14 protein-coding genes, 1 tRNA gene and 3 pseudogenes are annotated in these 24,575 nt (G+C 68.7%); 16 read left to right on the top strand and 2 right to left on the bottom strand.

Annotated features, from left to right (window positions below; translation table 11 throughout):
• Positions 1–7: 7 nt before the first annotated feature.
• Positions 8–1,087 (bottom strand): AAA family ATPase, encoded by a 1,080-nt coding sequence (locus ACRQ5B_RS01410; protein ID WP_432396206.1) that lies wholly within the window; start codon positions 1,085–1,087, stop codon positions 8–10.
• 162 nt (positions 1,088–1,249) lie between these two features.
• Here ACRQ5B_RS01410 and ACRQ5B_RS01405 point away from each other — a divergent pair, with 162 nt between their 5' ends.
• The 5 genes and pseudogenes from ACRQ5B_RS01405 (at position 1,250) to ACRQ5B_RS01385 (ending at position 7,752) form a co-directional block, all read left to right on the top strand.
• Positions 1,250–2,164, top strand: a complete 915-nt coding sequence (locus ACRQ5B_RS01405; protein WP_432396202.1) for a TatD family hydrolase — start codon at positions 1,250–1,252, stop codon at positions 2,162–2,164.
• 317 nt (positions 2,165–2,481) lie between these two features.
• Positions 2,482–3,652: pseudogene (locus tag ACRQ5B_RS01400) on the top strand (ubiquitin-like domain-containing protein).
• A 327-nt stretch (positions 3,653–3,979) separates the two neighbouring features.
• Positions 3,980–4,804 (top strand): 16S rRNA (adenine(1518)-N(6)/adenine(1519)-N(6))-dimethyltransferase RsmA, encoded by an 825-nt coding sequence (gene rsmA / locus ACRQ5B_RS01395; protein ID WP_432398657.1) that lies wholly within the window; start codon positions 3,980–3,982, stop codon positions 4,802–4,804.
• Between the two features lie 98 nt (positions 4,805–4,902).
• Positions 4,903–5,865, top strand: coding sequence for a 4-(cytidine 5'-diphospho)-2-C-methyl-D-erythritol kinase (locus ACRQ5B_RS01390; RefSeq protein WP_400159322.1), 963 nt, complete (start codon positions 4,903–4,905; stop codon positions 5,863–5,865).
• A gap of 57 nt (positions 5,866–5,922) precedes the next feature.
• Positions 5,923–7,752: pseudogene (locus ACRQ5B_RS01385) on the top strand (ABC-F family ATP-binding cassette domain-containing protein).
• A 443-nt stretch (positions 7,753–8,195) separates the two neighbouring features.
• On the opposite strand, the pseudogene ACRQ5B_RS01380 reads toward ACRQ5B_RS01385, so the two are convergent.
• A pseudogene (locus ACRQ5B_RS01380) lies at positions 8,196–8,794 on the bottom strand (TetR/AcrR family transcriptional regulator).
• A 198-nt stretch (positions 8,795–8,992) separates the two neighbouring features.
• Between ACRQ5B_RS01380 and ACRQ5B_RS01375 the strand changes: the two are divergent.
• The 11 genes from ACRQ5B_RS01375 to ACRQ5B_RS01325 all read left to right on the top strand — a co-directional run bounded on the left by ACRQ5B_RS01375 (position 8,993) and on the right by ACRQ5B_RS01325 (position 24,512).
• Positions 8,993–9,064, top strand: a tRNA-Gln gene (locus ACRQ5B_RS01375).
• Between the two features lie 107 nt (positions 9,065–9,171).
• Positions 9,172–10,659: a bifunctional UDP-N-acetylglucosamine diphosphorylase/glucosamine-1-phosphate N-acetyltransferase GlmU gene (glmU, locus tag ACRQ5B_RS01370; RefSeq protein WP_432396199.1), complete on the top strand. Its 1,488-nt coding sequence runs from the start codon at positions 9,172–9,174 to the stop codon at positions 10,657–10,659.
• A 5-nt stretch (positions 10,660–10,664) separates the two neighbouring features.
• Entirely contained in the window at positions 10,665–11,645 is a 981-nt protein-coding gene (locus ACRQ5B_RS01365) for a ribose-phosphate diphosphokinase (protein WP_290258513.1), read from the top strand.
• Between the two features lie 224 nt (positions 11,646–11,869).
• Entirely contained in the window at positions 11,870–12,499 is a 630-nt protein-coding gene (locus ACRQ5B_RS01360; RefSeq protein WP_432396196.1) for a 50S ribosomal protein L25/general stress protein Ctc, read from the top strand.
• 97 nt (positions 12,500–12,596) lie between these two features.
• Positions 12,597–13,184: an aminoacyl-tRNA hydrolase gene (gene pth / locus ACRQ5B_RS01355; protein ID WP_432396193.1), complete on the top strand. Its 588-nt coding sequence runs from the start codon at positions 12,597–12,599 to the stop codon at positions 13,182–13,184.
• Between the two features lie 367 nt (positions 13,185–13,551).
• The gene (locus tag ACRQ5B_RS01350; RefSeq protein ID WP_432398656.1) at positions 13,552–16,131 is read left to right on the top strand and encodes a LuxR C-terminal-related transcriptional regulator; all 2,580 of its coding nucleotides are present in this window, start codon (positions 13,552–13,554) and stop codon (positions 16,129–16,131) included.
• Positions 16,118–18,727 carry an AAA family ATPase gene (locus ACRQ5B_RS01345; protein ID WP_432396190.1) on the top strand — a complete coding sequence of 870 codons (2,610 nt, stop codon included), beginning with the start codon at positions 16,118–16,120 and terminating at the stop codon, positions 18,725–18,727. Before ACRQ5B_RS01350 ends, ACRQ5B_RS01345 begins: the two co-directional genes overlap by 14 nt.
• Entirely contained in the window at positions 18,703–18,855 is a 153-nt protein-coding gene (locus tag ACRQ5B_RS01340) for a helix-turn-helix domain-containing protein (RefSeq protein ID WP_432396187.1), read from the top strand. The genes ACRQ5B_RS01345 and ACRQ5B_RS01340 overlap by 25 nt, the downstream gene beginning before the upstream one ends.
• A 393-nt stretch (positions 18,856–19,248) precedes the next feature.
• Positions 19,249–21,210, top strand: coding sequence for an AAA family ATPase (locus tag ACRQ5B_RS01335; protein ID WP_432398654.1), 1,962 nt, complete (start codon positions 19,249–19,251; stop codon positions 21,208–21,210).
• A complete protein-coding gene (locus tag ACRQ5B_RS01330) occupies positions 21,165–21,881 on the top strand; it encodes a response regulator transcription factor (protein ID WP_432396184.1) in 717 nt (238 codons plus the stop codon). The genes ACRQ5B_RS01335 and ACRQ5B_RS01330 overlap by 46 nt, the downstream gene beginning before the upstream one ends.
• A gap of 63 nt (positions 21,882–21,944) precedes the next feature.
• Positions 21,945–24,512: a LuxR C-terminal-related transcriptional regulator gene (locus ACRQ5B_RS01325; protein ID WP_432396181.1), complete on the top strand. Its 2,568-nt coding sequence runs from the start codon at positions 21,945–21,947 to the stop codon at positions 24,510–24,512.
• Positions 24,513–24,575 lie beyond the last annotated feature (63 nt).

Genomic DNA, 24,575 nt, shown 5'->3' with positions numbered 1-24,575 from the left:
CCGGGTCCTAGCGGCGCCGGCTCGCGGGCGGACCGGCGGCCCCGTCGCCCACCGGAACCTTGGCCAGGATGGAGCGGATGACCGACTGCGGAGTCTCGCCGGCGCCGGCGGCCTTCCGGTCCAGGATGATGCGGTGCGCCAGCACCGGCTCTGCGACGGCGACGACGTCGTCGGGCAGGACGAAGTCCCGGCCCTCCAGCGCCGCAGTGGCCTTTGCCGCGCGCAGCAGCTGCAGCATGGACCGGGGGCTAGCGCCGAGCCGCAGCAGAGGGCTCTCCCGCGTGGCGCGGCCGAGCGCCACCGTGTACTCCTTGACCGCGCGGGAGACGTAGACCTGCTGGACCGTGGCGATCATGGCGGCCACCTGGGCGGCGGTGACGACGGCGGACACGGTGGCCAGCGGCGAGGCGGACTGGTGCGTCTCCAGCATCTCCAGCTCCGCCTCCCGGTCCGGGTAGCCCATCGAGATCCTGGCCATGAACCGATCCCGCTGCGCCTCGGGCAGGGGGTAGGTGCCTTCCATCTCGATGGGGTTCTGCGTGGCCACCACCATGAACGGCTCGTCCAGCCGGTAGGAGGTCCCGTCGACGGTGACCTGGTGCTCCTCCATGCACTCGAGGAGGGCGGACTGGGTCTTCGCGGAGGCCCGGTTGATCTCGTCGCCGATCACGATGTTGGCGAAGACCGCGCCGGGACGGAACTCGAACATCCGCGTCGCCTGGTTGTACACGGACACGCCGGTCACGTCCGAGGGCAGGAGGTCCGGGGTGAACTGGATCCGGCTGACCGTGCAGTCGATGGTGCGGGCCAGGGTCTTGGCCAGCATGGTCTTCCCGACGCCGGGCACGTCCTCCAGGAGCAGGTGGCCCTGGGCCAGGAGCACCGTCAGGGCCAGCTTCGCCGCCTCGGCCTTGCCGTCGATGACCGTGTTGATGCCGGCCAGGATCCGCTCGCAGGCCCGGCTGAACTCCACCGGATCCATCGGCTCCTGACCGGTGCGGGCGGCGGTGACATGCCCGGCCTGCTCCGGCGCGGCCATGGCCTCGTCAACGGTCTCGTCAAAGGTGGTGCGGCGGTGGAAATCCATCGGCAGCCTTTCAGCCCTGGGGCGGCCGGAACACCGCGGCAGGCAGATGCTGCCGGGCACCACGGTGGGCCGCCTGTGTGATATCAGCGTACTCACACAACTCACAGCGCAGACAGAGAGTTCCGGTAATTCTCCGATCCGGGCCGCCGCTAGGCTGGAAGCATGTCCTCCCCTTCCCAGGCCCCGGCCCCCTTCCGCGCGATCAGTGACGAGGGCGCCGGTACCTCCGGTCGCAAGGCCTACCCGCCGGCGCCGGAGCCGCTGCCGGTCCCGGTCATGGACAACCACACCCATCTGGACTTTCCGGACGCCGGTTCGTCCGCGGACGGGCCCGCCGTCGGCATCAAGGACGCCCTCGACGCCGCCGCCGCCGTCGGCGTGCAGGGCGCCATCCAGGTCGGCTGCGACCTGGAGTCCTCCCGCTTCACCGTCGAGGCCGTCGACCTCGACGCGCGGCTGCTTGGCGCCGTCGCCCTGCACCCCAATGACGCGCCCGACTACGCCGCCCGCGGCGAGCTGGAGGAGGCGCTGGCCGAGATCGAGGTGCTCGCCGCCCACCCCCGGGTCCGGGCCATCGGGGAGACGGGCCTGGACTTCTTCCGCACAGAGGGGGAGGGCCTGGCCCACCAGCGCTACTCGTTCCGCCGGCACATCGACATCGCCAAGCGGCTGGGCCTGACCCTGCAGATCCACGACCGGGACGCCCACGACGACGTCGTGCAGGTGCTGCGCGAGGAGGGCGCCCCCGAGCGGGTGGTCTTCCACTGTTTCTCCGGCGGCGAAGAGCTCGCGAAAACCTGCAACCGGGAGGGCTGGTACATGTCCTTTGCCGGGACGGTGACCTTCAAGAACGCCGCCGATCTGCGCAGCGCGCTGGCCATCGCCGAACCGGAGTTGCTGCTGGTCGAAACCGACGCTCCGTTCCTCACCCCACACCCGCACCGGGGCCGGCCGAATGCCAGTTACATGGTGCCGTACACGGTGCGCGGCATGGCCGAATTGACAGGCCGGGACCTCGCCGGACTCTGCGCCGGACTGGCCGAAAATACCGTGCGGGCATACGGATCCTGGGACTGACGCCGGGGTTTTTCACGCTCTCCGATGTGACGTCCCATGAATACCCGGTATGCATAATTTCTTGGCCGCTTTATAACGCTCCGGTTACAGTGGTCAACTATTAGCCGGGGTCGGGGAAGGCCTTCGGATAATTTCACTCCTTGCGGACGCGCGCTCCAGTGGTTGATCCACGTGCGCGCTCTCGTTTGGTGGTGTGGCGGTGCCCGCGTTTTCCGCAAGCATCCGGACCCGGTCCGGACCAGCCCTCGAGGGTGTTTGACGGGACACGCCTGTGCACTTTTCCCCGTGCCCGGATGGTCCAAGAGATTCGGGCAATCGTGGTCAAGTTCTTCACAACGGACGGCAAGGTCAGCGTCGTCAAGGTCGGTTCACAGCTGGTGGTCCTCATGGCCCTCGTGCTCGGCCTCGTCGCATTCGTCGGCAACAACAAGACAGTCACGCTCAACGTTGACGGCAAGGTCAGCTCCGTGCAGACCTTCGGCGGCACCGTAGGCCAGGTTGTCAAGGCCGCCAACGTCGAACTGCAGTCCGCGGACAAGGTCACGCCCGCCGCCGACGCCCATGTCCAGGACGGCTCCGTCATCAACGTCAACCTCGCCAAGGCCGTCAAGGTCAGCGTGGACGGCGCCGAGCGGACCGTGACCACCACCGCCCCCACCGTTGAGAGCCTGGTCTCCGAGCTCGGCGTCGCCAAGGCCTCGGAGGTCTCCGTCCCCAAGGACGCCCAGCTGGCCGTCTCCGGTTCCTATGTGAGCATCTCGACGCCTAAGACCGTTACCCTCGTAGCCGACGGCAAGGACCACCAAGACCACCACCACCGCCGCCACCGTCGGTGAGCTGCTGAACGGCGCCGGTATCAAGCTCGGGGCCAGCGACCGTCTCTCCCAGCCGGCCAACGCCCCCGTCGTCAACGACATGGTGGTCAAGGTGTCCCGGGTGGACACCACCAAGACCGACGAGACCACCGAGGCCATCCCGTTCGAGAGCCTGAGCTCCGACGACGCCACCCTGTTCAAGGGCGATTCCAAGGTCCTGCAGGCCGGCGTCAACGGCAGCATGAGCAAGAGCTTCAAGCTGATCCTGGTTGACGGCCGCGAAGCCTCGCGCACCCTCGTTTCGCAGAACGTCACCCTCCAGCCGGTCATCGAGAAGATCGCGGTCGGAACGAAGGAAAAGCCCAAGCCGCAGGCCGCCGCAGCCCCGGCCGCGTCCGGCAACACCGGTGCCGCCGCCCCGGCCATGATGAACGAGGCCATGTGGGACAAGATCGCCCAGTGCGAGTCCGGCGGCAACTGGTCCATCAACTCCGGCAACGGCTACTACGGCGGCCTGCAGTTCGACATCCCGTCCTGGCTCGCCAACGGCGGCGGGGCTTACGCTCCCAACGCCAGCCAGGCCAGCAAGGCCCAGCAGATCGCCGTCGCGAACACCTACTACGCCAAGGCCGGCCTCGGCCCGTGGGGCTGCGGCTGGGCGGCCTCGCGCTAACCTGACCGCGTAGACCACCCCGCCTAGAACCGACCGCGCTGCCGACCACCGCGCGATCGAATTCAAAAGGATCGAATACAGCGGGATCCCGTCAAGGCCGGCCCCGGCTCTGTCCAGCACAGAGCCGGGGCCGGCCTTGCCGTTCCCCAGGCTGTTCCCGCTCCGTTCCCCGGTCAGGTCCCCGTCGGGGGTGGCGATACCGCGGGATAGGATACCTAGGTGACTGAACCGACCTCCGCCGGGCCCGACGCGGCAACTCCCGCCACCGCCGCGACGCCTCCCGTGACCGCCCCGGCACCCCTGCTGGGCGCCACCGACATCCGCCGGATGGCCGAGGAGATCGGGGTCCGTCCCACCAAGACGCTGGGCCAGAACTTTGTCATCGACGGCAACACCATCCGCCGCATCGTCTCCGTAGCCGACATCGCCCCGGACGAGACCGTCCTCGAGGTCGGCCCCGGCCTCGGGTCCCTGACCCTGGGCCTGCTGGACGCCGCCAAAACCGTCGTCGCCGTCGAAATCGATCCGGTCCTCGCCGCGAAACTCCCCGCCACCGTCGAACGCTGGCGCCCCCACGCCGCGCAGGACTTCCACCTGGTCCTCTCCGATGCCATGAAGGTCACCGAGCTGCCGGTGGAGCCCACCGCGCTGGTGGCCAACCTGCCCTACAACGTGGCCGTTCCCGTGGTGTTGCACCTGCTCCAGCACTTCCCGAGCCTGCGCCACGGGCTGGTCATGGTCCAGGACGAAGTGGCGGACCGGCTGGCCGCGGCGCCCGGCTCCAAGACCTACGGCGTCCCCTCCGTCAAGGCCGCCTGGTACAGCGGGATGCGCAAGGCCGGGGTCATCGGCATGAACGTCTTCTGGCCCGCGCCGAAGATCCACTCCGGCCTGGTGGCCTTCACCCGCCGCGAACCCCCGGTCACGACCGCCACCCGGGAAGAGGTGTTCGCCGTGATCGACGCCGCGTTCGCGCAGCGCCGGAAGACCCTGCGCGCCGCCCTGGCCGGCTGGGCCGGCAGCGCCGCCGAGGCCGAGCGGTGCCTCCGCGCCGCGGGCGTGGACCCGACAGCGCGCGGCGAGGTGCTGGACGTGACCGCCTTCGCCCGGATCGCCGAGGCGCGGAACGCCCCCACGCCCGCCGACGCCTGAGCCCTGGGCCGCAGAGCGCGGTGCGGACCCCCGGGCCGCGTGGATATCACCTGCGCCGGCGGCTTGGAACCGCACCGCCCATGCCATAGCGTGGAGCCATGAACGCAGTGAGAGGGCGCTTCCCGGCGCGGACCGTGAGGGTCAAGGCGCCAGGCAAAGTGAACGTCTCACTGGATGTAGGGCCGCTGCGGCCCGACGGGTACCACTCGGTGGCCAGCGTCTACCTGGCCGTCTCGCTCTATGAAGAAGTGGCCGCCACCAGCACGGACACGGGTGAAATCACCGTCGGCATCAGCCCGGCCAGCACCCTCGACCTCGACGGCGTCGACATCCCCCTCGACGAACGCAACCTGGCCTACAAGGCCGCCGCCATCATGGCCGACGTCTCCGAACACTCCACCGGCGTGCACCTGGAAATCACCAAGCGCGTCCCGGTCGCCGGCGGCATGGGCGGCGGCTCCGCGGACGCCGCGGCCACGCTGCTGGCCTGCGACGCGCTCTGGAACAGTGGCCTCTCCCGCGAGGAACTCGCCCACCTCGCCGCCGAGCTCGGCGCCGACGTGCCCTTCTCCCTGCTCGGCGGCACCGCCGTCGGCCTCGGCGTCGGCGACGAACTCTCGCCCGCGCTCGTCAAGGCCCAGACCGACTGGGTGCTGGTCACCGCGGACTTCGGCCTCTCCACCCCCGAGGTCTTCCGCACCCTCGACCGGCTCCGGGCCGAGAGCGACGAGGCCATCGAGGAGCCAACCTCCGTCGATCCCCGGGTCCTCGCGGCGCTGCTCAGCGGCGACGCCGACGCCCTGAGCCGGGTCCTCGTCAACGACCTGCAGCGCGCCTCGATCGAACTCGCCCCGGAGCTGCGCGACGTGCTGGGCCTCGGCGAATCCTGCGGCGCCATCGCCGGGATCGTCTCTGGCTCCGGTCCCACCGTGGCGCTGCTGGCCCACAACCCCTCGGCCGCCGACGGGCTCGCCACCGAGCTGCGCCACCACGGCCTGGACGCCATGGCCGTCCATGGCCCGGTGCACGGCGCCCGCATCATCTCCGATACGCTCCTTTAAGAACGTTCGCAGTACGGACCCCGGCGGGGTCCTTCAGATCCAGGAAAGCAGTTCCCCGTGGCACACCTGCTCGGCGGCGAAAACCTCACGGTTTCGTACGCAACCCGCACCGTCCTCGACGGCATCACCCTCGGCCTCGAAGAAGGGGACCGGATCGGCATGGTGGGCCGCAACGGCGACGGTAAATCCACCCTGATGCGGCTGCTCGCCCTGCGTTCCACCCCGGACTCCGGCCGCGTCACCAAGCGCGGCGACGTCAACGTCGGCTACCTGGACCAGAGCGACGTGCTCGACGGCGACCTCACCGTCGGCGCCGCGATCGTCGGCGACCAGGCCGACTACGAGTGGGCCCGCAACCCGCAGATCCGCGAGATCATGGGCGGACTGGTCTCCGACGTCGACTGGCACGCCAACGTCCACTCCCTCTCCGGCGGCCAGAAGCGCCGCGTGGCGCTGGCCAAGCTCCTGATCGAGGACCACGACGTCATCATGCTCGACGAGCCCACCAACCACCTCGACGTCGAGGGCGTCGCCTGGCTGGCCCGGCACCTGAAGTCCCGCTGGCGCGCCAACCAGGGCGCCTTCCTGGTGGTCACCCACGACCGCTGGTTCCTCGACGAGGTCTGCACCAAGACCTGGGAAGTCCACGACGGCATCGTCGACCCGTTCGAGGGCGGCTACGCGGCCTACGTCCTGGCGCGCGCCGAGCGTGACCGCTCCGCCGCCGTCGTCGAATCCAAGCGCCAGCAGCTGGTCAAGAAGGAACTCGCGTGGCTGCGCCGCGGCGCCCCGCCCGCACCGCCAAGCCGAAGTTCCGGATCGAGGCCGCCAACGCCCTGATCGCCGACGTCCCCGAGCCCCGCGACACCACCGCGCTGAGCAAGATGGCCACCGCCCGGCTCGGCAAGGACGTGCTGGACCTGGAGAACGTCTCCCTCGACCTGCGCGGTGACGAGTCCGGCCGGAAGCTCTTCGACAACATCACCCTGCGCCTGGCCCCGGGGGAGCGGCTGGGCCTGGTGGGCGTCAACGGCGCCGGCAAGACCACGCTGCTGAAACTGCTCAACGGCGAGATCGAACCCACCACGGGCAAGCTCAAGCGCGGCAAGACCGTCGTCACCGCCGTCCTGACGCAGGAGGTCAAGGAGCTCGACGACGTCTCCGACCTGCGCGTGATTGAGGTCATCGAGCGGGAGAAGCGCTCCTTCAACGTCGGCGGCAAGGAATTCACGGCCGGCCAGCTGGTGGAGCAGCTGGGCTTCACGAACGAGAAGCAGTGGACCCCGGTCAAGGACCTCTCCGGCGGCGAGCGGCGCCGCCTGCAGCTGCTCCGCCTGCTGGTGGGGGAGCCGAACGTGCTGATGCTCGATGAGCCCACCAACGACCTGGACACGGACACCCTCGCCGCCGTCGAAGACGTCCTCGACGGCTGGCCCGGCACCCTCGTCGTGGTCAGCCACGACCGCTACCTGCTCGAACGCGTCACCGACCACCAGATGGCACTGCTGGGCGACGGCAAGCTCCGTGCCCTCCCGCGCGGCGTGGACCAGTACCTGGAACTGCGCGAGGCAGCCCTGGCCGGCTCCACGGTGTCCGGCGGCGGCAACCCGGTTCACCTCCGGCGGCGGCGCGGCCGCAGCTGCGGCGTCCGGCCCCTCCGAGGCGGAGAAGCGCGAGGCCCGCAAGGCCAAGAACCGGATCGACCGCCAGCTGGGCAAGCTGCAGCAGCAGGAGGACAAGGTCCACGCCCAGATGGCGGCCGGCGCCGGCGACGCAAGCAAGTTCGACGAACTCGCCGCCCTGAACGCCAAGCTCCAGGAACTCGCCACCGAACGCGAAACCCTCGAACTCGAATGGCTGGAAGCCGCAGAAACCCTCGGCGAATAATCCCCCGCTGGCCGTCGGGCTGGCTTGGGTGCCGCAGGCTGCCCTTCCCCCGCCGGCCGTCGGGCTGGCTTGGGTGCCGGAGACGGCCCTTCCCCGTCGCTTAGACACGGCACGTCGGAGCCCTCCGGTCGCTGGGCGACCTCCGGGCCCCGAGGTGCCGCGATGCGCTCCTTTCGGAAGGACCGCCTCCGGCGACGCGTCTCACTGTCGGTGGGTGAAGAGGTAGAACGCGACCTTGCGTGTGCGCTCGAGAGGGGCGCGCAGAACGTTCACCGGTGCTGTCCGCGCGAGCGGCGCCGCGGTCTTTCGCGTAGTCGCGCATCGCGGCACAACGGGCTCCGGAGGTCGCTCAGCGACCGCAGGGGCCTGTTGGGCCGTGTCTAAGCGACGGCGAAAGGCCGCTGCACCGCGGTGGTGACAACGAGCGGACTGCGGCGGCAGACTCAGCCGTCGATCTGCAGGCCCGGGTCCTTTTGGAGGCCGGTGAGGCCGTTCCAGGCGAGGTTCACCAGGTGCGCTGCCAGCTCGTGCTTGTTCGGGGTACGGGTGTCCTGCCACCACTGGCCGGTCATCGCCACCATCCCCACCAGCATCTGGGCGTACATGGCGCCGTCGGCGGCGCTGAAGCCGCGGCGGGAGAACTCGTCGGCCAGGATGTGCTCCACCCGGGTGGTGACCTGGGCCAACAGCGCGGGGAAGGCTCCGCCGGGCTGGGCCGGGGAGCGTCGCGGACCAGGATCCGGAAGCCCTCGGCCCGGTCCTCGATGTAGCCCAGCAGTGCCAGGATCGCCCGCTCCACCAGGACCCGGGGCTTCGCGTCCGCGGACAGTGCCCCGCCGACGGCACCCAGCAGTATCCCAAACTCGTGGGAGACGACCTGGCTGTAGAGGCCCTCTTTGGAGCCGAAGTGCTCGTAGATCACCGGTTTGGAGACACCGGCGGCCGAGGCGATCTCCTCGATGGTGGTGGCGTCCCGGCCGCGGGCGGCGAACAGGCCGCGGCCGACGTCGAGCAACTGCAGCCGCCGCGCGGCGCCGGTCATCCGGGGCCGCGGGATATGGCCGGGCGCCCGCCCCGGCATGCCGGTGCGGTGGTCCGCCCCTCCGGACCCGCCTGCGTTCTCACTCACAGCATCCATCATGCCCTAATCCGCGCGGCCGCCGCGGACCGCCGAGTCGCACGAGCAACATGCTTCGTGGCAGAATTGGCTCTCGTGCCAGGGCCTAACCGCCGGGCATGGTCCGCTCTGGTGTAATGGCAGCACCCCGGCCTTTGGAGCCGTGGAGTATAGGTTCGAGTCCTATGGGCGGAACTGCGGCAGCGGGTGGGGGCCCTGTGGATTCCAGTAGGATGGACAGGATGCCGAGATCCACCGAGCAGCGGCCACGAGTCAGGCCGCTGAGCAAGGAGAGCCCGTACGTGAGCCCCGAGAACACCGGCCCAGCCGCCGTCATAGTCCTTGCAGCAGGCGCCGGTACCCGGATGAAGTCCCGTACCCCCAAGATTCTCCACGAGATCGGCGGCCGTTCCCTGGTCGGCCACGCCCTGAACGCCGCGCGCGCCCTGCACCCGGAGGAACTGGCCCTCGTGGTCCGGCACGAACGTGACCTCGTGGCCGCGCACATCGCCGCGCTGGATCCCGAGGCGCTGATCGTGGACCAGGACCACATCCCCGGCACCGGCCGCGCCGTCGAGGCAGCCCTCGAGGCGCTCGATGCCCGGCATGCCGGCGGCCCGCTGACCGGCACCGTCGTCGTCACCTACGGCGATGTCCCGCTGCTCACCGGCGGCCTGCTCGCCGAACTGGTGGCCGCGCACGAGGCCGGCGGCAACGCCGTCACCGTGCTGACCGCCGTGCTCGACGACGCCACCGGCTACGGCCGCATCCTCCGCGCCGAGGACGGCACCGTCACCGGCATCCGCGAACACAAGGACGCCTCCGAGGCCGAGCGCGGCATCCGCGAGATCAACTCCGGCATCTACGCCTTCGACGCCGCCGTCCTCCGCGACGCGCTGGCCCACGTCACCACCGACAACGCCCAGGGCGAGAAGTACCTCACCGACGTCCTGGCCTTAGCCCGGGCCGCCGGCGGGCGCGTCGCCGCCGTCGTCACCGAGGACCGCTGGCAGGTCGAGGGCGCCAACGACCGCGTCCAGCTCTCCGCACTCGGCGCCGAGCACAACCGCCGCACCGTCGAGGCCTGGATGCGCGCCGGCGTCACCGTCGTCGACCCCGCCACCACCTGGATCGACGCGACCGTCACCCTCGACGAGGACGTCCGCCTGCTGCCGAACACGCAATTGCACGGCACCACCCGTATTGCCCGCGACGCCGTCGTCGGCCCTGACACCACGCTCACCGACGTCGAGGTGGGGGAGGGCGCGAAGGTCATCCGCACCCACGGCTCCGGTTCGCGCATCGGTGCCCGCGCCTCGGTGGGACCGTTCACCTACCTCCGCCCGGGCACCGACCTCGGCGAGACCGGCAAGATCGGCGCGTTCTACGAAACGAAGAACGTCACCATCGGCCGCGGCTCCAAGCTCTCCCACCTGGGCTACGCCGGCGACGCCGAAATCGGCGAGGACACCAACATCGGCTGCGGCAACATCACCGCCAACTACGACGGCGAGAAGAAGCACCGCACCATCATCGGCTCCGGCGTCCGCACCGGCTCGAACACCGTCTTCGTCGCCCCGGTCCAGGTCGGCGACGGCGCCTACAGCGGCGCCGGCGCGGTGATCCGCAGCGACGTTCCCGCCGGCGCCCTCGCCCTCTCCCTGGCCAAGCAGCGCAACGCCGAAGGCTGGGTCGCGGCGAACCGCCCCGGCTCAATCTCGGCCACCCTGGCCGAGGCGGCCGGCACCACAACTTCCTCCACTACTCCGGCACCAACAGAAGAGGGCTAGCAAACATGAGCGAAATTACGGCACACGGCGAGAAGAAGCTGGTGCTGGCCGCCGGGCGGGCGCACCCGGAGCTGGCACGCGAGATCGCCAAGGAGCTGGGCACCGAACTGCTGCCGCTGGACGCCTACGACTTCGCCAACGGCGAGATCTACGTCCGCGCCGGTGAGAGCGTCCGCGGCACCGACGCCTTCGTCATCCAGGCGCACCCGGCACCGCTGAACAACTGGCTCATGGAACAGCTGATCATGATCGATTCGCTCAAGCGGGCCTCCGCCAAGCGCATCACCGTGGTCTCCCCGTTCTACCCGTACGCCCGGCAGGACAAGAAGGGCCGCGGCCGCGAGCCGATCTCCGCCCGCCTGGTCGCCGACCTCTACAAGACCGCCGGCGCGGACCGGATCATGAGCGTGGACCTGCACACCTCGCAGATCCAGGGCTTCTTCGACGGCCCCGTGGACCACCTGATGGCGATCCCGCTGCTGGCGGACTACATCCGCACCCGGGTCGGCTCCGACAACATCACCGTCGTCTCCCCGGACACCGGCCGCGTCCGGGTCGCCGAACAGTGGGCCGAGCGCCTCGGCGGCGCCCCGCTGGCCTTCGTGCACAAGAGCCGCGACCTGACCGTGCCGAACCAGGCCGTCTCCAAGACCGTCGTCGGCCAGATCGAGGGCCGCACCTGCGTGCTGATCGACGACATGATCGACACCGGTGGAACCATTTCCGGCGCCGTCCAGGTGCTGAAGAACGCCGGTGCCAAGGACGTCATCATCGCCGCCACGCACGCCGTGTTCTCCGACCCGGCCGCCAAGCGGCTCTCCGAGTCCGGTGCCCGCGAGGTCGTCGTGACCAACACCCTGCCGATCGCCGCGAACAAGCACTTCCCGCAGCTGACCGTGCTCTCGATCGCCCCGCTGATCGCCCGCGCGATCCGCGAAGTGTTCGACGACGGCTCCGTCACCAGCCTGTTCGACGGCAACGCCTGACCGCTCGCTCCACCACGGCCGTGCCGGGCCCCGTTTAGCACATCGGGGGCCGGCACTGCTAGACTTTTCCCGATACCTTGGCGAGGGAGAGTGCCGGCAGGATTGCCGGTCTCCGTTATCGACTGGGTCTGAATCTCCTTCTGAAGTGGGCCACGCGCCCGGCGTCGAAGGTCGCTGACAGACCTCCGCCCTTGCTGAACCACCGTTCCACCAGAGGAGACGCTATGTCTGAGCAGAAGCTCGCAGCAGAAGTACGCACCGAATTCGGCAAGGGCTTCGCCCGCCGCGCCCGCATGGCCGGCCTCATCCCCGCCGTCATCTACGGCCACGGCGCCGAGCCGATCCACGTGACCCTGCCGTCGAAGGCCACCACCCTGGCCGTCCGCACCCCGAACGCCCTGCTGAACCTGGACATCAACGGCGAATCCCACCTCGCCCTGGTCAAGGACATCCAGCGCAACGCCGTCAAGCAGATCGTCGAGCACCTCGACCTGCTGACCGTCCGCAAGGGCGAGAAGGTTGCCGTTGACGTCCCCGTCACCGTCACCGGCGACGTTGCCCCGGGCAACGTCCACAACCTGGAACTGACCACCGTTCCGCTCGAGGCCGAGGCAACCCACCTGCCGACCGCCATCGAGGTCAGCGTCGAAGGCCGCGGCGCCGGCGAGCACGTTCTCGCCTCCGACCTGGTCCTGCCGAAGGGCACCACCCTGCTGGCCGACGCCGAGACCCTGGTCGTCAACGTCTCCGAGGCCGTCGAGCTCGAGCTCGAGGAAGAAGAGACTGGCGAAGAGGCTCCGGAAGCCGGCGAGGAAGCTGCCGAGGAAGAGTCCTCCGAAGCTGCCGCCGAGTAATTACGGCGAATCTTCCGGCGGCCGGGTCCCACAGGGGCCCGGCCGCCGTCGTCTGTGCCCGCCCCGCCCCGGCGGGCCGCCCTGAAAGGATCCACCCATGAGCGAAACCTGGCTGATCGTCGGCCTCGGCAACCCCGGCGCCGAATACGCCCACAACCGGCACAACGTCGGCCAGATGGTCCTCGACGACCTTGCCGCGCGGGTGGGTGGGGGCTTCAAATCGCACAAGGCGGCACGGGCCCAGGTACTGGAAGGCCGCATGGGCATCGGCGGCCCGCGCGTGGTGCTGGCCAAGCCGCTGACGTATATGAATGTCTCCGGCGGCCCGGTCTTGGCGCTGACGAAGTTCTACGACATCGACCCCGCCCATGTCATCGCCGTCCACGACGAGATCGACATCCCCTTCGACACCATCAAGCTCAAGCTCGGCGGCGGCGAGGGCGGCCACAACGGCCTGCGCGACATCTCCAAGGCCCTCGCCACCAAGGACTACCTCCGGGTCCGCGTGGGTGTGGGACGGCCGCCGGGCCGGATGGACACCGCCGACTTCGTGCTCCGTGACTTCGCCGGACCCGAAAAGAAGGAGCTGCCCTTCCTGGTGGGCTCAGCCGCCGACGCCGTGGAGGACCTCATCCGCGAGGGCCTGCTCGCCGCTCAGCAGAAGTTCCACCCCGCGAAGGCCTGACCTCCGCCCCTCCCGGCCATAGTCAAGAGTCCTCTGCTACTTCCCACGGTTTCCGCCGCGCCGCTATGATTTCGGTAATTCCGGGTCGCGGGACAGGGGTAGGCTACTGCCATGTCGACGGCTCAGGCCGCGACGTCCGGAAGCGCTAAGAGGGGGCGTGATGTCGAGGGATACGCTGGGCTTGGGGGATGCCTCCGTGACGCTGGCTCCTGGGGCGTTCCACCGTGACCGGCCCGCTGACCGTACACCCCTGGGAAACGCGCCGGTCGAACCGGGAGCGGCGCCTCCGGGCCGCCGTTCCTGGTCGGGCTTGGCACGTGGCGCCGACGCCGACCGCGTTGTTCGGGCACTGACGGCGCCTGAGAGCATGGGCGTGGTGATCACCGGCGATCGCGGAGTGGGCAAGTCGATTGTTGGGCGGAGCGCGCTGGCCGGCTTTGGCCCTGACATTTATACGCTCCAGCTGCGCAGTCCTGGCAATGGCACCGCCACGCCCTACGGCTGCCTGTCCTTTACGCTCGCCCGCCTCCCACAGAGCTCCCTTGGATCACCGACCGCTATCCTGCACGGCATCACCTCGCTGATCCGAAACGACGCCGCCGGCCGCCGATGCGTCATCCTGCTGGACAACGCCGGAGCCCTGGACGAGCAGAGTACCGGAGTGCTGCTGAATCTCCTGCAGACCGGCACGGCGCGACTCATCGCCACCGCGCAGCGCACCACGGACCTGCCGCCGGACTTCTACTGGCTCATCACCTCAGGCCAGCTTGCCGAAGTCAGGCTCTCCGCCATGACTGAACAGGAAACCCACAAGGTACTTCAGGCCGCCCTGGGACACCGGGTATCCACTGCCCTGGCCAGCCAGTTGCACGAGCTGGTCGGGGGCAGCCCCACCTTGCTCCAGGCCCTCGTTTCCGAACAGATCGAACGCGGCAACCTCGTCCTCGCCGGCTCCGTATGGACGCTCATCGACGAGGTGGTCCTGGACGGGCGCACTGCCCTGGAAGACATCGTCCGTGCACGGTACGCCCGCGAGTCGCCGGAGGCCCGGGAGGTGATCGAAGTGCTTTCCTGCGCCCGGAGCATGTCACTGTCCCGCCTTGCCCGGATGTACGGCCCGTCCCTCATCGCGGATATGGAGGAGGCAGGACAGATCGTCGTCGATCGCACCGACCGCCACGTCGTCTCCCTCGGTGACCGCTACCTGGGGGACGTTGTCCGCAACTGGCTCAGTGTGGAGCGCCGTCTGGAGCTGCGGGACAAGGTCCCCGGCCACCGGGAGGACGAGCTCGATGAACTAACCGTCCAGGACCTGCTGGCCTACGCGGCGTGGACGCACGACTGCAATGCCGAACTCGCCCCCGCCCATGCCCTCGCCGCGGCGCAGGCAGCCGTGCGGCTTTTCGACCCCAAGTTCGCGCTGAAGTGCGCCGGCAGCATCGGCTCCCGCGACCGTGAATGGCCGGAGGGCCAGCAACAAAAGGCCGCAGCGTATCTCCAGCTGGGACTGCCGCTGCAGGCGATGTCGGCCTTGGACGACATCTCCGAGGCCCAGCTGTTCGCGCTTGCGCCCCGGGCTTTCGCCGACTTCATCGCCTCAAAGGCCGATTGCATGGCATGGCTGGAAGAACGTTCGGGCGAGGTCCCGGACATGCTGCGCCGCGCGCGGCTCCGGCTCCAGGAATTCGGTCCGGACACCGACGCCGAGGAGCTGAGCTGTGCCGGCCGCTGCCTCGAGCTGTGCGAATTCAACCATTTGTCGTTCATCGGTGATTACGCGCCCATGATGGAGCGTCTCCGCAAGGCCGCCGTCGACACCGCTGCGGACGCCGCAAGCCCCGACTTCCGGTTGCGCGCCGCCATCATCCTGATGGAGGCGCTGGGCATGACGGGCCGGGAACTGGAGGCCCGGGCCGTGATGCGGGACGTCGCGGGCCAACTGGGCGAGCGCGCCAACATCCCGCGGCTTCGGGAGAACTTCGCGTGGCGGTCCTTCAACGTCCTGCTCCTCGCCGGGCAGTGGCGCCAGAGCATCGACATGCTCAAGGACGCCAGCGGCAGGGCCGGCCACGGCCTCCACTCAGGCAGCGCCGCCACCGACCTCGCCGTCGGCCTCGCCTATGTCTACGCCGGCCGCGGGCACCTGGCCCTGGATCCGCTGCTGGCCGCGATCGCCCAGCTGGAGGTCCGGCCCAGCCTGCAATCCCTGCGGCAGGCGTACGCCGCCACTGCCTTCGCCTATGCGCAGATGGGCAACTCGGTCCAGGCCACCATCTATCTTGACCGTGCCCGTTCCGCCGACGGACCCGGGCGGTTCGTCGTCAGCAGCTCCGCGGATTTCTGTATGGACATGGCCTCCCGCTGGCTGGGGGACCCGGAGGCGAAAGACCGCTTGGTCAACGCGGCCGAACGCTACGCCCGCGAGGGCCTTTTCACGCTGGCCGGCATCAGTATGCTGGGCGCCACCGTCAACGGCACGGTCAAGGATTTCCTCTTCATGGAGGAGATCGCCGGCCGCCGGCAGGGTCAGCTGGCTGAACTGTCCCGGGTGGTCGCCGTAGGGAGCCGGAAGAAGGACGCCGAAACCATGCTGGAAGCTGCCGCCCTGGCCGCAACACTGGAGCTCGACGCGGTCCAGGCCCGGTGCGCGGCCCTGGCATTCGATTTTGCCCGGGCTTCGGGCCTCCCGGGCGTTGCTACGGCGGCGCACAGCATGTTGGAGTCCCTGGCCGCGTCCGTTCCATCGCTGCCGGTGGTCCCGAAAAGCAAGGGTCCGCTGCTGACCGACCGGGAGCGGCAGATCGCAGCGCTGGCCGGCAATGGCGCCACCAACAAGGATATTGCCCAGGAAATCGGCATCTCCGTCCGCACCGTGGAAGGCCACCTTTACCAGGTCTTCACGAAGCTCGGGGTGTCCTCGCGGAGTGATCTGCTTGGACTCATCTAAAACCACCTCACCCGAGGCCAGGGACGGGCGCAGTATTGGCGTTTCGGGGCGGGCCGAGGACCTGCGCGCCGCGATGGATGCCCTGCGCGGCAGTATGCACGTTGCCGTGTTGCTGGTGGGGGAACACGGCATCGGCAAGTCCACGCTGATGGAAGCGGTTGTCGCAGAACTGGGGAACGAGGTTACTCCGATCCGTCTGCACGGCAGCCCGGCGTTGAGCAACGTCCCGTACGGAGTCCTCGGGCCGTACATCGTAGACCTCCCGGTGGAGGAGGCCACCTCCCAGCTGGCCGTACTGCGGACGTTCTGGAGCCACCTGGAAGCCCAGCGCCGCATCACAGGCCAGCCGCTGCTCCTCATCGTCGACGACGCCCACGACCTCGACGAGGCGACCGCGGCGGTGCTGGTTGAACTCGCGGCCGCCGGATGGGCGAAGCTTGTGGTGAGCGCGGCCGTCCGTCCGGGCCTACCCACCCCACTGCTGGAACTGTGGTTCGAAGGCATCGCCGAGCGGCACGACCTGCGCCCGCTCACCCTCGAGCAGACACAGGAACTCCTCAGCGATCGGCTTGGCCCGCAGGTGCTGCCGAGTGCCGCGGAAATGCTCTGGCACGCCTCCGCCGGCAACCCGCTGTTGCTGACCTGCCTGATCGACGACGCCAGAAACGACGGCACACTGAAGCAGCGCAATGGGGTCTGGCTTCTCACCCGCGCCCTGAACAGCCACGGTGAGCGGCTCACCGACGTCGTGCGCCGGCAGCTGCTCCGCCTCTCCGTGGACGAGCGCACGGCCCTAAACCTGGTGGCACTCTCCGAGCCGGTGTCCCGGAAACTCATCGAGGCCATGGTGGACGAGGACACCGTCGCCGGACTGGTCGAACAGGAACTGCTCCGGGTGACAGACGCGGCCGAGCCTGAATTGCGGCTCTGGCACACCACCTACGGGGACACCCTGCGGAACCTCGTGTCCCCGGCCCGCAGCCTGCAGCTCCGCCAAGGCCTGCTCCGCCTGATGGACCGGGAACCGGCCAGCGCCGAGGGCCTGCTGAGGCAGGTGAGCTGGTCGCTGGACTGCGGCATGGAGGTCGGGGACCGGCAGCTGCTGCGCGCCGCCGCCTTGGCCAGCGCGCTCTTCGAGGACGAACTGGCGCGCCGCGCGGCCGGCCAGGTCAAGGACCCGGACCTGCGCATGGCGGGACGGGCGATCATCGCACGGACGTACTACAACACCGCACATCACGCCACCGCGCGGGACATCCTGGAGGAGGACTTTGGCCGTGGCGGCTCCGTCACCGGTCTTCTCTCCGGCACGTTGCTGTGGGCTGCCGTCCTCACCGCACTGGGCCACAAACCTGACGAGATTGTCCGGCGCTCAGAGGAGCTGATGGTCGCGGGCGAGCGGCTTGCCGGGAACCATCCGGGGGAAGCGGACAGCATCCGGGCCGCCACTGCCGCCCGGGTCGGGTCCCTGCGCGCGCTGGCCCGGGCCCTGGCCGGCGAACGCGAAGACGACGGCGTTGAGCCACCCGGCGACCCCATCGGTGATCAGGCCGTTTCCTTTCCTGAAACTGGGGAGGCCCTGCCGGATCACCACCTGGAAAGTGCCTTTGAGCTGGCCCTGCAAGCCGAGCAATTGCTTGTCAGGGGAAAAACCGAAGGAGCCTACCAGGCCGCGACGGCGGGGATGGAAGCCGCTGGGCAGGCCGATGAGGAGGTTTCCTTCCTCACGGACTTCCTGGCCGTCCGGGCCGCCACTCCGCTCGTTCATGGGGGCAACTGGAGCGCAGCGGAGTCTCTACTTGGCGGCTTCTCGGCCAGCTATGGTGCCAGCCTGATCGCCTTCGGCGGCGGCGTCCACACAGCCGCCGGAATCATGCTGCTCTACCAGGGCCGTGCCGCCGAGGCGAAGAAGACCCTGCGGGCAGGCCTGGAGGCCCTGCGGATCGCCGACGCGCAGCAGCTTTTTGCACTGACGGCTGCTATGGCGTTCGCCGCCGCCGCTGAGGTGGGGGCCAAGAGCAAGGCCGCGGGGCTCTTGGGAGACTATGAATCCGCCCGGCCGCCGGCCTCCCGGTACCTTCGCACTCTTGCCTCCATGGCGGTGGTTTACGGGAAGGCCAAGCTGGAGGACCACGCCGATCCCCTCGGCGAGCTGCGTCGGCTGGGGAGTCCGCGGGTCCCGGGGGTGCGGGACTTGAATTCGAGTCGCTGGCCTGGCGTCTGGCCCTCGGGGACAAGAACGCCGCGGCCCGGCTGCGGGACCTCACGCCGGAGCTGGAGGGCCGCCGCCCGGCGGCTGTCTGCGCTTACGCCACCGCCCTGTGCGCCGGGGATGCTGGTGAGCTGCTGGCGGCGGCCAAAGGCTGTGAGGAAGCCGAGCTGTGGGGATTTGCCGCGCAGGCCTACGGTGAAGCGTCCGCGGCGTACCGCGATGCCGGTGACACCCTGCGCGAACGGGCTGCTGCCGCGCAGCGCCTGCGGTGCCGTGACAGGGCGTCCGTTGGCCCGGACCAGGAACAGGAAGCCGGGGAAGGTGCCTTGGACCTGCTCACCCGGCGGGAACGGGACATCGTGGCCCGGGCCGTCCGAGGCCTGAGCGATCGCCAGATCGCCGCAGAACTGCAGGTCTCAGTCCGCACCGTGGAGGGACACCTGTACCGCAGCTACGCCAAGCTGAACATCAAGGGCCGCGAGGACCTCCGGCGCCTGGCCGCCGACGACTGACCGGAGCTGAGGGATAGAACCTTCGACGTCGCGGTCACGCACCGAGTGGTCGCCACGTCAGGACTGCCCCGGCACTCAGCGGTCCGCCGGCAGGCACGGATGCGGCAGGGCGGCTGACTACTTGGTTATTTTCAGCCGCCTCGGCGAGGAACTGAGTACAGCTAAGTAAAGACCGCTCGGATACCTGTCGTTCTTTCGGGTACTACTTACGGGTGTCATCCCGGTGGCTCATCCATACGGTGGAGCTATCACTGGCTATCCATTGATTGCGAAGGTCTCTCCCATGTTCCAGCTTGACGCCGGCGTGCCTGCCGGAAGCGGTAAAAAAGACGTGCATCCACCCGCCCAGCAGACTGCGGGCGGCCGGTCCGGCAAAAACAAACACGCCAGCACATCATCGACGACGTCGTAGAGACCCTGACCTCTGGGTCCGGCTGCGGCGTCGTTTTGGTGGGCGAGCACGGAGCCGGCAAGTCCTTCATTGCCCAGCGCGCACTGGAGCGGCTGGGGGAGGACTACCTGGTGGTCCAGGTCCGCGGCAGCTCGATCTCCTCGAAGCTGCCTTACGGGGCGCTCAGTGTCTTGCTCAACGACCTCGAGTCTTCCCATCTCGAACATCCGCTCATGGTCCTGCGCGGTCTGACCCAGTTGCTGCACGCCAAGGCGCAGGGCCGCACCATCGTCCTGTTCGTGGACAACGCCCACGACCTGGACGACCTCTCCTGCATGATGGTCGCCCAACTGAGCGCGGGCGGGCACGTCACCTTGCTGGCAGCCTGCGTGGACCTGCCGCACGTCGGGGGCGACATCATGGGCCTGTGGAAAGACGATCTGCTTCGCAGGGTGGACCTGGAGCCCTTCGACTTCGCAGAGACGGCGGCCACCCTCCATCAGGAGTACGGCGGCCACTTCTCTAACGCCGCTGCCCGCGCCCTCTGGACGGCCAGCGGCGGCAACGCGCTCTTCCTTCACTCCCTCGCCCGGGAACAGATCAAGCTCGGCGTTATTGCTAAGCAGGACGGCACATGGGTCCTGGGCCCCCGCCCCATTTCACTCACCGGCGAGGTCAGGGACGTGGTCAAGGCCCGCCTCAACCGTCTCAGCCCCGGACAGCGTGATGTCTTCGAACTGCTTTCCCTGGCCGGGGCGGTGTCCCTGCAGACGCTGATGGGCATCTTTGATCCACACGACATGGACACGCTGCAGGAACGTGGCCTCATCACGGTGAGCCACGAACACCCGCCGACCGTACGGGTCTCCAACACCGTGACCGCTGCCATCGTCGGCAGCGTCGTCCCCCCGGGACGAAGCGCCGAACTGAGGCGCCGCCTGACCGCCGTCCGGGGCCCCGGCAACAGCCTAGAGCCAGGCGGACCCACCGGGGTGGCCTGGGCACTGGACTGCGGCGAGCAGATCAGTCCGGAGCTGGCCCTCGCGGCGGCACGGCGCGCCAACGGCTCCTCCGATCCCGCTTCCGCCCTTCGCTTCCTGCGCGCGGTCGAGGACTCTGCAGCGTCCCCCGGTGCGGTGATCGAGGCCGCCCGTGCCCACCTGGAATCGGGCAACGCGCCGGCCGCGCGCCGGCTGCTTCAAGACTTCGAGCTGGCTGGCTCCGGGGCGAGCATCACGGAGCGGGTGGACGCGGGAATACTGTTGGCGGGCGCGGACGGCGTCGGCAGTTCCGGCGGCACAACCGCTGATGAGCGGCTGGACAGCCTCGCGTCATGGCTCGCCACTGCCGTCGATCCCCAGAGCGTTGATGCCATTCGGGCACGGGCGAAACTTGGTCTTGCGAAGGCGCGGCTGGCCGCCCGTCACGGCCGCTACATGGACATCCTGACGGACAGGGATGCGCTGGGCGCCGACAATTTGGGGGCCGAGCAGGGAATCGTCGCGGGTGCCCTGGTGTGTGAGGCGCTAGCCGCAACGGGTGACGCCGCCGCGGCGGCGATGCTCGGACAGCAGCTCCTGGTCGCGACACGGGACCCTGACCTGTCGGACGAGGCGCTGGGGGAAGTTCGGGAACGCCTGCTGTTGTCGGCTGTCCACTCTGCCAGATTCCGGGACGTGAGCCAGCTGCTTGCGTCCGCATCGGAACTTCCCGACGGAAGCGTCAGGGTGGGGGGAGTCTTCGAGATCGGTGAGGGCATTCTGGCCCTGCACGCCGGGCGTCTCGCTGAGGCCCTGGACCTGCTGACGGCGGGAATCGAACAGCTGCGGGTCGATGGCGACTCCTCCTGCTCGCGCTGGGGAACGCTGCGGTTGCCTACACGGCGTCCCTTCAGGGGAAGCTCGACTACGCCGCGGCGGTGCTGGCCGACCACGGCACCGGGAACCCGTCGGCACCCTGGCTGACCGCGAGGTTGACGAAATATTTCGAACTCTGCGCGAAGGTTGAGCTCGGCCAGCGCGCCGCCGCCATCCGTGAACTGGCCGCGGAGGCCGAGGATGAGATCCAGAGGGGGGCCAACGGTACCGCCTTGCTCTTCCAGTCCGGGGCCGCGCGCCTCGGGGACCGCCAGTCGTGCCAGAAGCTGGGGGTAATCGCCCAACGGGTGAGCGGACCATTCGCCGCGCTCTGCCACCGCGTCGCTAACAGCCTTCGGGATGCCGACAGCGAAGCTCTGTTGGCAGTAGTCAAGGACGCCGAATCCGGCGGTGATGCCATCTTTGCCAGGGACATCGCCCGCCAGGCGGTCACGTGCGCCAGTGACTCCGGCAACCGTCTCGCGCTCCGCGTCGCACAAAGGGCCGAGCAGAAGCTCGATGAGCTGTTCGGCGGCCCGCGGAACGGAGTTCAGGCGTTGACCTCATCCGTCCTCACCGCGAGGGAATGCGAGGTGGCCGTCCGGGCCGCGGCCGGTAATTCGAACCGTAAGATCGCCGAGCAAATGCACGTGTCGGTGAGGACGGTCGAGGGACACCTCTATCAGGTGTACGCGAAGCTCCACCTCGGCAGCCGGGCCGAGCTCAAGGACGCCATTGCCGGCTCCGCCGGGCCCGCCGGTAATGCCCGCATCGGATAGCGCGTCCGTGCCCACCCCGAAGGGCCAGCCGCTGCCGGCCGAGGGGTATGAACGGAGCCTCTGATGAACGAGGGCGGGTTCGTGGAATTTTCGGGCACCATTCGGGCGGTCCTGGACGACTTGAAGGAGGAAGGCACCGCGGGGGCTCTCATCGTGGGCGGAGCCGGCTCCGGCAAGAGCACAATGATCAGCCGCGTCCTCGACAGGATCCCGACCGGGACGGACGTCATCCGGCTGGCGCCCACCCGTATGCTTGCCTCAATCCCCTTCGGAACCCTCGGTCCCTACCTGGACGGGCTGCCGGTCGAGGAGTTGGATTCCTCCGCGGCTGTCATCAGGGCGTTTACCCAGCTGTTGCGTTCGAAACAGTCGCGGCCGCTCGTGGTCGTGGATGATGCCCATCACCTCGACGCGGGAACCCTGAAGCTGGTTGCGCAGGCCGTGGCCACTGGGGCGGCAACTTTACTGGCGTCTTCTCTTCCAGTGCCCAGCATGCCGGAGGAACTCCTCGCGCTCTGGGACGCCGGGATAGCGACCAAACACGATCTCGCACCCTTTACCGTGGCGCAGGTGCACGAGTTTTGCCAGCGCAATGTGGACGCCAACGTCTCTCCCTGGATCAGCAGACTGTTCGCGGCCGTGACAGCGGGCATCCCCTTCCAACTCAAGTCCCTCCTCGACCGGTCTGCCGAAAGACATACCATCGGAGCCAGGTTCGGGCAGTGGGTCCTGCTGGACCGCCCCGATTTCAATGCCGCTCCAGCTTCGGACATTATCGATTCCCGGCTGAAATCGCTCCCGGCCGAGGAACAGGCCGTCGCCTCGATCGTTTGTTCAGCCGGCGCTCTGCCCTTGGGTGTCATACTTCGTTACGGCAGCCCACGCAGTGTGGACACCCTGGAGGCGGCAGGCATCATCGCGGTCGCCCAGGACGGCGACCGGCTCGTACGCCCCTCCAGTTTGATGGTCAGCGAGGTGGTCAGGCAACGGATTCCGGCTGCCAGAAGCGTCCGGCTGCGGGCCAGTTTGCTGGCGCTGAGCCCCGAGAAGGAGCGCCCGCCGGAAGCGTTTCTCAGTTGCTTCCGATGGGCACTGGACACCGGTGCGACGCTGAGTCCTGAGGAACTTCTTTTCGGGGCGGCGGCAGCGAACGCGGAGATGGACCAGGCGACGGCGGTCCGGGCCGCTGCCGGCGTGGCCGATCTTCTACCGGAGGCGAGAATCCAGCTTGCCTACTCACAGTTCGTTATGGGCAGACGCCGGGAAGCGGAAGAGCTCCTTGCGTGCGCGTGCCCTATTCAGGCAGGCCGCTCCGCTCTCCTCGCGGAGTTACTCGCCGGGAGACTGGGCACCGGGGGAGGGACCGCGAACGCTGGCTCAGGGGACCCCCAGAGCGACGCCGTGAGAATTCTGGTAACCCGGTCACACCGGGCCGAAATCCTCTCCGCAAGGGGCCAGGTGGTGTCCGGTGTGGAGCTTGGCCGGAAGATGTGGAGCCAGGCCCAGGACCTGGACAACGGGTTTCCACTCGTCTACGAAGACCTTCTGGCGAGGTACTGCCTCACGCTCGTTCGGGGCGGCGAATGGGCCGAGGTGGAGCGTATCGTGGCGGATTATGTCCGGCGTGCCCCGCTTCGCTTACCGCGCAGCGGCGGCTTGCTTCACGTAGTGCAGGGGTACAGCAGCCTGCGGCAGGCCCGCTTTTCAGAAACGTGGGCAACACTCACCTTTGGTATCGCCGAGTTGACGGTGTCGGACCCGTGGGGAGTGCTGCCGCTTGCGCACGTCCTGGTGGCCTATGCCGCCAGGATGACCGGGCGTCAGTCCGACGCCGACGACCACAGCCGACGATTCCGAAAGGATCCGGGATGCTACCCGGAGTCGCTGGGCCTTCTCGCCGACGCATATTGCACGGTCGCCGAAGGCGGAGATGGGACGGGCGATAGTCTGAGGCGAATCGCGGATGCAGCCAGTCGACGTCGCTTGTGCGGCGTTGAAGCCGAGGTTCTCCGACTTGCGCTGAGCGAGGGAACGGAAGCCCTGGGCGAAACCCTGGCGACCTGCAGTGCCGCGCTGGAGGGGCGCGAGGGCAGACTCCTCTCCCTCCTCGCCCGTGTTGTTAGTGCCCCGCAGGCGTCCATGCTGGCAGAGCTGAGTGATCAGGCACTGGAGTCCGGCTACCCGCTCCTGGCCTTGGAGGCATCCCGATACGCAACAGGGATGGCCGCCCGGAATCCGCAATGGTGGCGGCCGGCGGCCACCATCGATAGAAGATTGCAGCAGCGGCTGTTGGCGGCCGGGATAGCAGAGGACATCGGCGCCGTCCGCATCGGAAAGCCCACGAACCTCACCGAGCGTGAGGCGGAAGTACTGGATTTGGTTGGCCGGGGAGCGAGCAACGCAGAGATTGCCGCGGCGCTGACCCTTTCTTCGAGGACCGTCGAGGGTCACCTCTATCGGATCTTCACGAAACTGGGCGTCAGCCGGAGGGCTGAGCTGGTGGAGGACGCGACGACGGGATGGCCAGACGCGGCGAGGCGCGCCGGCGACGGGCCCGCACGGGGCACATCCCGACCAAGGCCGCGTAGTTCGCCGGAGGCGGGCACTGAATCCGGCAGTAGGTCCAAGTAGTGACGTCGCGGTCGGATGCGGCAAGTCGGGTAAGTCCTACTCGTGCACCGCAACAAGCGCCCT

It is taken from the genome of Pseudarthrobacter sp. L19, assembly GCF_050859435.1.
GTDB lineage: Bacteria > Actinomycetota > Actinomycetes > Actinomycetales > Micrococcaceae > Arthrobacter.
The sequence above is the reverse complement of the archived record's forward strand: the minus strand, read 5'-3'. Positions and strand labels throughout refer to the sequence as shown.